The organism is Mycobacterium sp. Soil_C_30, from assembly GCF_057656995.1.
In genome coordinates this window covers 48,984-61,440 of the sequence record NZ_JBDGJH010000015.1, presented here as the reverse complement: position 1 = coordinate 61,440, position 12,457 = coordinate 48,984, and the positions used below count along the sequence as shown (strand labels likewise).

Below are 12,457 nucleotides of genomic sequence, written 5' to 3'. Positions count from 1 at the left end.
CGAGCGAACCGGCCGACACCCTTGAACAGAACGGGGCCCGCCATGTCTGGTGGTCGCACGCTCGCCGCCGTTTTCGCCGTACTCCTGCTCGCCGCCGTCCCGGGGCCCACCGCTGTGGCCGCCGATCTGCGCACCGAACTGGATGCCGCGATCGCCGCGAAGGTGGCCGAGATGGACATCCCCGGCGCGATCGTGGGTCTGTCGATTCCCGGCCGCATCGAGTACGCGACGGCCGTCGGGGTCAGTGACACCGCCACCGGCCGGCCGCTGACGGTCAACGATCACACCCGGATCGGCAGCGTCACCAAGACCTTCACCGGCACCGCGGTCCTGCAACTGGTGGATCAGGGCCGCATCCGGCTCACCGACCCCATCTCGCTGTATGTCGACGGTGTGCCCAACGGCGAGCAGATCACCCTCGACATGCTGGGCCGGATGCGCAGCGGCCTGTTCAACTACTCCGACGACGAGGCGTTCCAGGCGCAGTTCTTCGCCGAGGCGCCGACGGGTCCGGACGCTTTCCCCACCACTCCTCGCCAGCTGGTCGACATCGCCTTCCGCCATCCGCCGAACTTCGCGCCGAACGAGAAGTTCGAATACTCCAACACCAACACCGTGCTGTTGGGCATGGTGGTGGCTCGGGTGTCCGGCCAGTCGCTGCCGGACTACGTGCGCCAGCACGTCATCGGACCACTGGGGTTGTGGCAGACCTTCTGGCCCACCAACGGGGCGATGCCGGAACCGTTCACCCACGGCTACCTCGGGATGCCGGACGGCGGGGGCGTCGTCGACTCCACCTTCTGGAATCCGTCGTGGGGCGACGCGGCCGGCGCCATCATCTCCGATCTCGCCGATATGAAGGTCTGGGCCGCCGCGCTGGGCCGCGGCACCCAGCTGCGTCCGGAGACCCAGGCGCAACGGATTTCCGGCGAGGCCGCCTATCCCGGGGTCACCTACGCCTTCACGATCTTCGACACCCACGGCTGGATCGGCCACAACGGAGACATCCCCGGCTACACCACGGTGTCGGTGTACCTGCCCGAGCAGGATGCCACGTTGGTGGTGTTCACCAACTCCGATGTGCCCGCCGACCACGCCGCCGGCCAGATCGCCACGGCGGTGACCTCGGTGGCGACCCCCGATCACGTCTACAACCTGGCGGGCTAGACCCGAAACGCGCGGAAGACCGGTGCGCCCGTGCCAGAATCGCGGTCGTGCAGGTTGGGATGACGCTGCCGGTGATGGAACCGGACCTCGACGCGTCGGTGTTGAAGTCGTGGGCCACCGAAGTCGATCAGGGACCGTTCTCGTCGCTGTGCTGGGGTGAGCGCATCGCCTCCGACAACCCGGACAGCCTGACGCTGCTCGGCGCCGTCGGGGCGTGGACCGACCGGGTGCAGTTGGTGACGACGGTGATCGTGCCGCAGTTGCATGACCCGGTGATGCTGGCCAAGGCGCTGGCCACCGGTGACATGCTCAGCGGCGGGCGTTTGACGGTCGGGATCGGCGTGGGCGGCCGGCACGAGGACTATCGGGCGGTCGGTGCGGATCCGGCGACACAGACGATGCGCGGCATGGCCGAACGGGTGGACATCATGCGCCGGGTGTGGGCGGGGGAGAAGCTCACCGAATCGGTGCTTCCCGTCGGCCCGGCGCCGGTTCGCGACGGCGGACCGTCGCTGTTGGTGGGCACCATCGGGCCGAAAACGGTGCGCAGCGCCGCCGCCTGGGCCGACGGCATGGCGGGCACCACCCTGGATCTGGACGTCACCGCGCAGAACGAACTCTTCGACGTGGCGCGGCAGGCCTGGGCCGAGGCGGGCAAGCCGAAACCCCATCTGGCGACGTCGTTCTGGTTCGCGCTCGGCCCGCAGGAGAGCGCACGCGCACAGGTGCACACCCACCTGCGCCGCTACATGAACTGGATTCCCGCCGAGTTCGTCGATGCGATGGCGCCTACCACGGGGTGGGCCGGCACCGAGGAGGACCTGGCGGCCGTCCTGCGCCGATTCGCCGATATCGGCACCGACGAAATACATCTCATTCCGACGAGTTCCGACCTCGGCCAACTGAGCCGGGTCGCTGATGTGGTGAAGGACTTCGTGTGACCAGCCCCAATTACGGTGCCTACCAGTACGAGATCTACTTCGCCGGTCTCACCGGGGTGCAGCCGTCGCTGCCGATGACCTACCCGGAATGGGAGGCGCGTGCCGAGCAGTCGTTGCCGCCGTCGGTGTGGTCCTATGTCGCGGGCGGCGCCGGTGACGAGACCACCCAGGACGTCAATGTCAGCGCATTCCGGCGGTGGGGCCTGATCCCACGAATGTTGGTGGGCGCCAAGGAACGTGACCTGACCGTCGAGCTGTGGGGGACCACGTGGCCGGTCCCGGTGTTCATGGCGCCGATCGGTGTCACCGCGTTGTGTGACCGGAGCGGCCACGGTGATCTGGCCGCGGCGAGGGCCGCCGCGCGCACCGGGGTGCCGATGTTCGCCTCGACGCTGATGGGTGATCCGCTCGAGGGCGTCGCCGCTGAATTCGGGGATACTCCAGGCTATTTCCAGCTGTACTGCCCCGCTGACCGGGATATCGCCCAAAGCCTGGTCAGCCGGGCCGAGGCCGCGGGGTACACCGGTATCGTCGTCACACTGGACACCTGGGTGCCCGGCTGGCGGCCCCGCGATCTGAGTACCGCCAACTTCCCGCAATTGCGCGGGCACTGTCTGGCCAACTACACCAGCGACCCGGTGTTCCGGGAGAAATGCGGAGTGGATGCGGCCACGCTGGATGCCGACCCGCGGTCCGTCGTGCCGTACTGGGCCGGGATCTTCGGTAATCCACTCACCTGGGAGGACCTGCCCTGGCTGCGGTCCCTGACCTCGCTTCCGTTGATCCTCAAGGGAATCTGCCATCCCGATGATGCACGGCGCGCGATCGATCACGGCGCCGACGGGATCTACTGCTCCACTCACGGTGGTCGACAGGCCAACGGCGGCCTGCCCGCGATCGACTGCCTCCCGGGCGTGGTCGATGCCGCAGGGGAGGTGCCGGTGCTGTTCGACTCCGGGGTGCGCTCCGGCGCCGAGGTCATCAAAGCGCTGGCACTCGGCGCGACGGCCGTGGGGATCGGCAGGCCGTACGCCTACGGTCTCGCGATCGCAGGGGAGGACGGACTGGTGCACGTGCTGCGGTCGATCCTCGCCGAGGCGGACCTGATCATGGCCGTCGACGGCTACCGGAGTCTGGCCGAGCTGACACCCGACGCGGTACGCCGGGTGCTCTAGCGATTTTCGGGTAGTCCGCTACCCGAACCGGTGGGGGTTCAGCGGCCGATACTGACGCGATGAGTATCGAGCAACAGCAGGCGATGGACGCGCTCTACGACATCGACAACGTGCTCACCGTCGAGATCAGCATGGCACCCGCCGACTGGGAGTTCGTCCGCACCGAAGAACCCAGGGGAGGCCGGTGCAACTTCGACTTCAACGACGGCCCCCGCTACACCTGGCGCAAAGCCTCCGCCGTCGAGATCTCGGGCACCACATTCCCTTCCCAGCCGGCGAGGTTCACCGATGTCGGGGTCAAGAAGAAATCCTTCTGTGGCTCGATCAGCAGCGAGAAGCCCTGTCTCCACGTCGATTTCGGGAAGTTCGCCGATTCTGCTGCGGTCGAGGCGCTGATCGGGACGCGGTACCTGACATTGAACAATTCGATCCAGGACGCGTCCTACATCCGGCAGGCGCTGGGTTACCGCATGCTGGCCGCAGCCGGGTTGCCGCACTCCCGGTCCAACTACGCACGCGTGTTCGTCAACGGCAACCTGATCGGCAACCCCGGCGTTTATGTCAGTGCCGAGCCCGTGATGAAGCGCTACATCGAGCGCAACTTCGACGGCAACATGAAGGGGAATCTGTACGAGCTTGAGCACCGCGACGATCTGATCGCCGATCGGCTGGACCACATCGGCGTCGAATCGCTGTCGCAGTTCGAGGACAAAGCCGACGTGTCGTTGGCGATCGATCAGATTGCGGCCCACGGGCTGGCCGGGGCTGCTCAGGTGGTGAATCTCGACCAGTTCATCAAGTTCTACGCCATGGAGTTCTTCCTCAAGCACTGGGACAGTTACTCGGAGAACACCAACAACACGTATCTGTACAACGATGTGCAGGCAGTCGCCCAGCCGGGTGTCGGCGACGTGAAGTTCGCGATGATCCCCTGGGGAATCGATCAGATCCTGCGTCCTGACAGGGCCTTTCGGCTCGGCCGGGCCGGCGTGGTGGCTGAACTCGTGCGAGCCGACCCCGGGCGCCGCGCGCAGGTGTTCGATCAGATCCGCACCTACCGCGAGACCTTGTTCTCCCGTGACGTCCAGCAGGGCACCTGGACGCCGCTGATCAACCGTTTGCAGACGTTGGTAGCGGATCTCGGCGTTCCCGACGCCGCTTCGCGCATCGCCGAGGTTCGTCAGCAGCTGCGCCTGGCACTGTCAGCGGGATATCTGTGCGGCGGGCTCCCCGATGACACCGTGGCCTACGTCGTGGATGCCGCGGACCGTTGCCTGCATGCCAGCAACACCGAATCGGTGCCCGCAGGAGCGCCTGCGCCCGTGGACTTCGAGGTCTACCACCTACCTCTGCGCGATGACGATGACAAGACCGACCTGTGGCGGATCACCCCGCTGGGTGCCGGCCGGTCGTTGACCAACGTGGCCTACGGCCGAGCCCTGCACGCCAGCGCCACACTGGTGACGCCGGCGGGACACAAGCAGCTCTACACGTGCGGTGCCGGTAACACCGCGCAGTCCGACGAGTTCGTCTTCCAGAAGGTCGATTCGCCCGGTGATTTCACGTTCAGTGGGTTCGCCGAGCTGACCAGTGTCCGAACCGGGCTGAGCGCGACGTTCGGCTCCGATCTCACTCCCGGTGGACGGCCCCGCGTACACCAGGGTGATGGTTCGCGAGTCTATCTCTACTGAGCGCCTACTCTTGAGATGCCCGCCTGGCGAGCGACAACTCAGCGACAGTAAAGGCCTTCTGGCACTGCGATTTTGGAGACGCTGATTTGTCGGTGGGTGTCGGTATGGTCGGGGCATGTTCCAGCAATTACCGGCGCTGATCGACGAGCTCAAGGGTGGCAGTGATGCCGCCCCGCTGGTCGATGCCGCTGTCGGTTGGGGCCGGATCGTCGCGGCCGGGGAGGCCCAGCGCCTGGCGTTGCTGGCTGAGTGGGCCGCGCTGTGGCTGGCTGATGCTGATGAAGACAGCTGCCTGGGTGCGGTCGACGAGGAAGACGATGTGGTGGCCGAGATCGGGATGGCCTTCGGGGTCTCCCGCGGCTGGGCGTATCGCGAGCTGCAGATCGGGGTGGCGATGCGGGAGCGTTTCCCCAAGCTGGCGGCGCTGTTTCTGCGCGGCGAGATCTCGGCCAAGGTGATGGCCACCGTGGTGGAACGCACCTTGCTGGTCGTTGACGATGAGGCTCTCGCCGCGATCGACACCGCCTGTGTGGCGGCCGCCCTGGAATGCGGGTGGAGTGGGTTGTCGTACTACAAGTTGAAGAACGCGGTCGACGTGTGGATCGAGCGGTATGACCCGGATGCGGTACGGCGGGTCCGCAACACGATGCGGGGCCGCGAGGTCCGGGTGCACCACAACGATGACCGGTCCGGGGTCACCACCATAGTGATGCGGTTGAGCAAGCCGGGCGCGACGCTGTTCATGGGGCGGGTCCGCGCGCTGGCCAAAGGGGTGTGCGCCAATGATCCGCGGACCCTGGATCAGCGGATGGCCGATGCTGCCGAAGCGTTGGGTGCTGATGCCGACCACCTCAAATGCCTGTGCGGGTCGCCCACGTGCACCGCCGCCGCCGATGACGGGGTGGCGTCACGGTTTGTGGTGCACATCTACGGCGAAGCCGCCCTGCTCGAGAGCCAGCCGGATGCGTTGATCCACGGCGAGGGGGTGTTCCCTCGGGCCCCCGAAAACGTGCCCATCGTCGACAGCAGGACCGCTGGTGCGTCCGAGGAACAGACCCAAGCCGACGCGCCTTCGCCGTCGGACGCTGCCGATGTACGGTCCGGTCCCGCCGCTGGTGCGTCCGAGGAACAGACCGGCGGAGAGCCGGCACCCGGCGCTCGCCAGTGCGCCGCGCCCGTGGAGACCGAGGCCGTAGACCCGGCGACCGACCAGGACGTGGAGTCAGAGGGCCGGGAGCGCCCCGAGAGGGGATCGCCGCCGGGGTTCATCCCGGGATTCGGGGTGGTGCCCAATGCGTTGATCGCCGCGCTGCTCGCCGCCGGCGCCGAAGTACGGCATGTCAAGCCTCCGCCCGTTGACCCGGCCGACGGGTACCGGATCCGCGACGTGGACCGCGAGTTCGCTCGCGCGCGCGATCTGACATGCCGAATGCCGGGCTGTGACCGGCCGATCGACGAGGCCGATCTCGACCACACCATCGCCTGGGGCGCCGGCGGGCCCACGCACGCCTCCAACATCAAGGGATACTGCCGACACGATCACCTGATCAAGACGTTCCGCGACGGTTGGTCGGATGCGCAAAACCCCGACGGCACAATACGTGTGACCACCCCGACTGGTCACACCTACACCAGCATTCCGCTGAGCCGGCTGCTGTTCCCGGCCGCGGACGTCACCTCGGCTCCGGTGCAGCGGGGCAGCCCGAGAACACCACCGGCATACGACAAATCGGTCAAGATGCCAAAACGAAAACGCAGCAAGGCCAAGGACCGCGCTTACCGCATCGCCGCAGAGCGCGCGCTCAACGCCGCCTACCGCGCGGAACGTGGTGAGGAATTACCACCGTGAGTGGGTGGGGTGCCTCGGCCCACTGCCGGGACGTGCTAGTCGTCCTCGGAGAGCACTTCGAAAGGCTCGGTGGGCACCTCGACAACGACCATCTCCGCGGCGGAGTCGGCCGGCACCCGGTTACGGGCCAGCGCCACAAGCGCTTTCTCGGTGCCGACGTCATGCCCGGCCTGCTCGGACAGCAGCCAACGCACCTCGAGCAGATCGCAGAACGCCTGGATATCGGAACCGGCGTTGCCCACTGCGGTATGCGCCCGGTGCATGGTCGGGGTGGCCACCTCCATCAACCAGAGCCGCGCCGCGGTGCCCTCGTCGACGTCCTCGCCGGCCTCACGGCACAACTGCGCCTGATAGGCGTGCAGATCACCGAGCAGGATCCTGGCCTGGCCCTCACCGACGTCCAGACCGGTCAGGGCGCGCAGATGCTGGGCGTGGTAGCGGCGGTCGCCGACGGCCACTTTGAGGCGCAACTGGCTCGGGTCGGCGCTGACCGGTTGCAGCGACACCTCGTCCACCGCGAAGCCCAGTTCGTTGAGCTTGCGGATGGTTCCCTCGACCTCGTAGCGGTCGGCGAACCCGAAAACCGGTTCGGTGTGCAGGGTTTCCCACAACCGGTCGTAGGTCTCGCGGACACTGAACGCCTCGGCGATCAGGACATCGTTGAGGTCCTCGGGGCGGTCCAGCCGGGCGGCCAGGTCGATCATGCCCGCCGCCACGTTCTCGACCAGGATCTCCATATCCCATTGTCGTTGACCGTCAGACAGATTCGGATGCACTGCACTGGTTTCGGCGTCTACCAGCGCGGCTTGCAGCACCTGGCCGTCACGGGAGAACAGCGTGTTGGCCAACGAACAGTCACCCCAGAACACCCCGTGGCGGTGCAACTCCACCATCAGCGAGGCCATGGCGTCGAGCAGCCGCGCGCGGTGCCTGGGTTTGTCGGGAGGCAGCCGCATGAACAGCCGGCGATACTGCCACGAGCCCTCGAGATAGCGGGTCACCAGGATCGCGGTCTCGTGTTCGGGTTGCAGCACCACCCCGGCGGGGCGCACGGCGTTGAGTTCCATGTCCTCGAGTTGCCGCAGGACGTCGTACTCCTTGACCGCGATGCGTGGCGGCAGATCCTTCAACGCCCACAGCTTGCCGTCGCATTCGACGAACTTGACCAGGTGCCGGCTCGGCCCGACGGCGATGTCACGCAACGGGACATCGGGCACCATCCACTCGGACAGCGGCAATTCCCAGGGCAGTGCCACCAGGTCGGGTGTCGGTGCCCGCAGCCGCAGCTCCGGTGCGCGCATGGCCTCAGCCGGCGTTGACCGGTTCGCGCTGCTCCGAACCTGCTGTGCGGGTTAGGTTGTTGCCGTTCTGCGGATCGAACAGGTGCAGACGAGAGGTGTCCAGCCACAGTTTGGCTTTGTCGCCCGAACGCACCCGGCTCAACGGGTCCAGCTCGACGCAGAGCTGGGTACGCAGCTGCTCGCTGTCCAGTTCGGAGGCCAACTGCGCCAGATGACTGGTGATCTCGGCGGGCGCCTCGAACGGCACGAACGCGTACTGCTCGTTGCCCAGCCATTCCGTCATGTCGATGTCGACGTCGAAGGAGACACCGCGGTTGCTCTTGTCGGCATCGATCAGGCTGGCGTCTTCGAAGGCACCCGGACGGATACCGGCGATGTACACCTTGCCCTCTTCGGTGACCTTCTCCCATTCGGGACGCATCGGGATGGACGCGAACGGCAGCTCCAATTGCCTGCCGCGCACCGAGGCCGGTACGAAGTTCATCGGCGGTGAGCCGATGAAGCCCGCCACGAACAGGTTGACCGGCTGGTCGTAGAGCTCACGCGGGCTGGCAACCTGTTGCAGGATGCCCTTTTTCAGCACAGCCACGCGGTCACCGAGGGTCATCGCCTCGGTCTGGTCGTGGGTGACGTACACGGTCGTCACGCCGAGCTTGCGCTGCAGGCGCAGGATTTCCATCCGCATCTGGCCGCGGAGTTTGGCGTCGAGATTGGACAGCGGCTCGTCGAACAGGAATGCGTCGGCGTGGCGGACGATGGCCCGCCCCATGGCGACACGCTGACGCTGGCCGCCCGACAGATTCGCGGGTTTGCGATCCAGATGGTCCTGGAGCTCCAGGGTTTGGGCGGCCTCGGTGACGGTTTTGCGGATCTCGTCATCGGACAGCTTGCCGGCCAGGCGCAGCGGGAACGCGATGTTCTCGAACACGGTCAGATGCGGGTACAGCGCGTAGTTCTGAAACACCATGGCCAGGTTGCGATCCCGGGGGGCCTTGTCATTGACCCTCTTGCCGCCGATGATCATGTCACCGGAGGTGATGTCCTCCAGTCCCACGATCATCCGCAGCAGTGTCGATTTTCCGCAGCCGGAGGGGCCGACGAGGATCATGAACTCGCCGTCGGCGATGTCGAGGCTGACGTCGTTGACCGCTGGAAAGCCGTCGCCGTACTGCTTGACGATGTTTTGCATGGTGATCTCGGCCATGGTTATCCCTTCACTGCTCCTGAGGTCAATCCGGCGACGATCCGGCGCTGGAAGATCAGCACCAGGATCACCACGGGAATAGTGACGATCACTGAGGCCGCCATGATGTAGGGCACTGCTGATTCGAAGTACGACGCGCCCTGGAAGAACGCCAGCGCCGCGGGCACGGTGCGGGCGCTGTTGGTCGACGTCAAGGAGATGGAGAACAGGAAGTCGTTCCAGCAGAAGAAGAACGTCAGGATCGCGGTGGTGAACACTCCGGGTGCGGCCAGCGGGATGATCACCTTGCGGAACGCCTGCCACTGTGTGGCGCCGTCCACCTGGGCGGCATGCTCCATCTCCCAGGGGATCTGCCGGAAGAACGCCGACATGGTCCAGATCGACAGCGGCAGGGCGAAGGTCATGTAGGGGATGATCAGACCCAGCCAGGTGTCATAGATGCCGAGTCCGCGCCACATGTTGAACAACGGCCCCACCAGCGCGGCCTGCGGGAACATCGCGATCCCCAGCGCCAGCGACAGCAGCAGCTTCTTTCCGCGGAACTCCAGCCGGGCGATCGCATAGGAGGCGAACATCGCGATCACCACCGAGATCACGGTCGCGATCAGGGCGATGCCGATGGAGTTGATGAGCGCCCGGGTGAACAACGAGTCGCTGAAGATGGTGGCGAAGTTGTCGAAAGTCCATGAGGTGGGCAGGAATTGAGGGCTCCCGGACACGATGTCGGCCGGCGGCTTGAAGGCCAGGCTGATCATCCACGCCAGTGGGAAGAAGCTGTAGAGGACGATGGCGATGCCGGCGATGGTCCACCATCTGTTGGCCTTGGCCGAGTTCACTGGTCCCCCCTCACCTGAGACAGGTCGGTCTTGAAGCCCTTGACGAAGACAAAGGCGATGGCCACCACCGACAGGAACAGCAGTACCGAGACCGCGGACCCCATGCCGAGGTTCACCAGCGTCACGTTCTGCCGGTAGGCCAGGAAGGAGATGGTCTCGGTGTTGTTGGCGCCGTTGGTCATCACGAACGGGTTGTCGAAGATTCGCCAGGCGTCCAGGGTGCGGAACAGCAGCGCCACCATGATGGCGGCCTTCATGTTCGGCAGCGTCACCTTGTAGAGGCGCTGCCACGCGGTGGCGCCGTCCACCTTCGCCGCTTCCTGCATGTCCTCGGGCACCTGCACCAGGCCGGCGAGCAGCAGCAGTGAGATGAACGGGGTGGTCTTCCAGATCTCGGACAGGCAGATCACGAAGATCGCCGACCAGCGGTCACCGAACCAGTCGAACGACCCGAGGTTCAACCACTGGTTGACGAACCCCGAGTCGATGGCGAAGGCGTAGCGCCAGATGAACGCCGAGACCACGGTGACGATGCCATAGGGGATCAGGATGGCGGTGCGCAAGGGACCACGACCGCGGATGATCCGCAGCATCACGAACGCGAACCAGAATCCGAGAACCAGTTCGACGGCCACGGTGACGATCGTGATGAGCAGGGTGGTGATGAAGTCGTTCCACCACACCGGGTCGGTGATGATCACCAGATAGTTCGACAGACCCACGAACTCACGCCCGGCCGGATCGGTCAGGCGGTAGTTGTAGAGCGACAACACCAGGGCGTAGCCCAGCGGGTAGGCCGTCACCAGGATCATCACGATGTAGGACGGCAGTGTCAGGTAGAAGCCGAGCCGGCGCTCGCCCTTCACCCGGTCGCTGGTGGTGGCGTCGGCGGCCTTCTGCGACTTGCTCGGTTTTTCCAGGGTGGTCACAGGAGCCGCCTTCCGCTGAGCACATCGGCCATGAATTGATCTGTCCGGGCCGGTGTTTCAGCGGTCACCGAGGCCGGGGGGTGCCAGGTCTGGAAGATCGAGCCGGCGACGTCGACGTAGAACGGGGTGAGCGGGCGCGGGCCGCCCTCGGCGATGGACTCGCGGATCAGGTCGGCATTCGGGTAGTTCTCGCGCACCTCGGGATCGTCGTAGGACGCCGCGTACGGCGAGGGTTCCCCCTCGTCGAGCATGTACTGGGTGGCCTTCTCCAACTCGTTGACGCATTCCACCAAGGCCACCGCTTCCTCGGGATGCTCCGAGTAGGCGCCGATTCCGAGGTTCGCCCCGCCCAGGGGCGGTGCGCTGGGCTGGTCCGGGAACACCCGTGGATACCGGGCCCACCCGATGTCGTCGACCACTTCCTGCGCCAGGCTGCCCTCCTCGGCAGCGCCGCGCGCGGCGGCCAGCACGTACGGCCAGTTGACCATGAAACCGCCACGCTCACCCTGGAATGTCGCCCGGGACTGTTCCTCCTGCGCGTTGGACAGATCCGCCGGCGCGGCGGGGGAGCGGCCGATGTTGCCGATGATCTCGGCGGCCTTCTCGCCGGCCGGGGTGGCCAGCGACGGTCTGGCATTGCGCCCGGCTTCGGAGTCTTCGAGGATCTGGCCGCCCCCGGAGAGCACCAGAGCGTTGACCCACACCATGTAGCCCTCGTACCGGGCGCCCTGGCTGGCAATCGTCTTGTCCTGTGCCACAGCGGCTTTGATCATCTCGTCCCATGTGAAACCCGGACTGGTGGGGTCGACGCCCGCGGCCTGCGCCAGTGACTTTCGGTACCAGAGCAATTGGGCGTTGGTCTTGAACGGTGCGGCGTACAGTTTGTCCTTCCACATGCCGGTCTCGACAGGTGCGGGCAGCATTCCGTTGGTCAGCCGCGCGGTCTCCTGCTCGGTGTAGGGGCGGAGGAAGCCGGCGTTGGCGAACTCGGCGGTGTACACCACATCGACACTGATGACATCGATCGACGTGTCACCGGCGGCCAGTCGGCGGACCAGCTGCTCCCGCTGACCCGTCGCATTTGCCGGCAGCACTTCCAGGCTGACCTCGTACGCGCCGCCGGAGGCGTCGGCGCATTGCTGCGCACGTGTCGCGGCGCCGCCGTTGTCGGGCATCGCGTACCACGTCAGGACCGGCGGCCCCGACGAGCCGCCACAGGCCGTCAACAGCCCGGCGGCCACAACAGGGGCCGCGGCAAGAGCCGTCGCACGCCGAAATGCCAAACGTTTCATCGCGCCTCCACCGCCACGCTGCGGACAGGTCGAAGTGATCTGCGGCTACCGCTTCGGCCAGTGTGGCACAGA

Annotated in this window: 10 protein-coding genes; 5 read left to right on the top strand and 5 right to left on the bottom strand. The window is 66.1% G+C overall.

The genetic code is table 11. From position 1 onward, the window contains the following. Positions 1-42: 42 nt before the first annotated feature. The 5 genes from AC3A6P_RS24355 (at position 43) to AC3A6P_RS24335 (ending at position 6,823) form a co-directional block, all read left to right on the top strand. Entirely contained in the window at positions 43-1,167 is a 1,125-nt protein-coding gene (locus AC3A6P_RS24355) for a serine hydrolase domain-containing protein (RefSeq protein ID WP_487694461.1), read from the top strand. A 59-nt stretch (positions 1,168-1,226) separates the two neighbouring features. Beyond that, complete coding sequence (locus tag AC3A6P_RS24350) at positions 1,227-2,108, top strand: LLM class flavin-dependent oxidoreductase (protein ID WP_487694589.1); 882 nt, start codon at positions 1,227-1,229, stop codon at positions 2,106-2,108. After that, positions 2,105-3,283, top strand: a complete 1,179-nt coding sequence (locus tag AC3A6P_RS24345; RefSeq protein WP_487694460.1) for an alpha-hydroxy-acid oxidizing protein — start codon at positions 2,105-2,107, stop codon at positions 3,281-3,283. The genes AC3A6P_RS24350 and AC3A6P_RS24345 overlap by 4 nt, the downstream gene beginning before the upstream one ends. A 59-nt stretch (positions 3,284-3,342) precedes the next feature. Continuing rightward, on the top strand, positions 3,343-4,974 hold the full coding sequence (locus tag AC3A6P_RS24340; protein ID WP_487694459.1) for a CotH kinase family protein: 1,632 nt from the start codon (positions 3,343-3,345) through the stop codon (positions 4,972-4,974). 115 nt (positions 4,975-5,089) lie between these two features. Next, positions 5,090-6,823 carry an HNH endonuclease signature motif containing protein gene (locus tag AC3A6P_RS24335; RefSeq protein WP_487694458.1) on the top strand — a complete coding sequence of 578 codons (1,734 nt, stop codon included), beginning with the start codon at positions 5,090-5,092 and terminating at the stop codon, positions 6,821-6,823. Between the two features lie 35 nt (positions 6,824-6,858). On the opposite strand, the gene AC3A6P_RS24330 is transcribed toward AC3A6P_RS24335, so the two are convergent. From AC3A6P_RS24330 to AC3A6P_RS24310, 5 genes are read right to left on the bottom strand one after another with little or no spacing between them, the layout of a single operon-like run. Next, on the bottom strand, positions 6,859-8,124 hold the full coding sequence (locus AC3A6P_RS24330; RefSeq protein WP_487694457.1) for a DUF4032 domain-containing protein: 1,266 nt from the start codon (positions 8,122-8,124) through the stop codon (positions 6,859-6,861). A gap of 4 nt (positions 8,125-8,128) precedes the next feature. Further along, positions 8,129-9,328, bottom strand: a complete 1,200-nt coding sequence (locus AC3A6P_RS24325) for an ABC transporter ATP-binding protein (RefSeq protein WP_487694456.1) — start codon at positions 9,326-9,328, stop codon at positions 8,129-8,131. A 2-nt stretch (positions 9,329-9,330) separates the two neighbouring features. Continuing rightward, positions 9,331-10,164 (bottom strand): carbohydrate ABC transporter permease, encoded by an 834-nt coding sequence (locus AC3A6P_RS24320; RefSeq protein WP_487694455.1) that lies wholly within the window; start codon positions 10,162-10,164, stop codon positions 9,331-9,333. Next, positions 10,161-11,093 (bottom strand): carbohydrate ABC transporter permease, encoded by a 933-nt coding sequence (locus AC3A6P_RS24315; RefSeq protein WP_487694454.1) that lies wholly within the window; start codon positions 11,091-11,093, stop codon positions 10,161-10,163. Before AC3A6P_RS24315 ends, AC3A6P_RS24320 begins: the two co-directional genes overlap by 4 nt. After that, a complete protein-coding gene (locus AC3A6P_RS24310) occupies positions 11,090-12,385 on the bottom strand; it encodes an extracellular solute-binding protein (RefSeq protein WP_487694453.1) in 1,296 nt (431 codons plus the stop codon). The genes AC3A6P_RS24315 and AC3A6P_RS24310 overlap by 4 nt, the downstream gene beginning before the upstream one ends. Between the last annotated feature and the right edge of the window lie 72 nt (positions 12,386-12,457).

Coding starts and splice junctions, on each gene's coding strand:
- AC3A6P_RS24355 (WP_487694461.1), top strand. CDS start 43: ATGTCTGGTGGTCGCACGCTCGCCGCCGTTTTCGCCGTACTCCTGCTC.
- AC3A6P_RS24350 (WP_487694589.1), top strand. CDS start 1,227: ATGACGCTGCCGGTGATGGAACCGGACCTCGACGCGTCGGTGTTGAAG.
- AC3A6P_RS24340 (WP_487694459.1), top strand. CDS start 3,343: ATGAGTATCGAGCAACAGCAGGCGATGGACGCGCTCTACGACATCGAC.
- AC3A6P_RS24335 (WP_487694458.1), top strand. CDS start 5,090: ATGTTCCAGCAATTACCGGCGCTGATCGACGAGCTCAAGGGTGGCAGT.
- AC3A6P_RS24330 (WP_487694457.1), bottom strand. CDS start 8,124: ATGCGCGCACCGGAGCTGCGGCTGCGGGCACCGACACCCGACCTGGTG.
- AC3A6P_RS24325 (WP_487694456.1), bottom strand. CDS start 9,328: ATGGCCGAGATCACCATGCAAAACATCGTCAAGCAGTACGGCGACGGC.
- AC3A6P_RS24310 (WP_487694453.1), bottom strand. CDS start 12,385: ATGAAACGTTTGGCATTTCGGCGTGCGACGGCTCTTGCCGCGGCCCCT.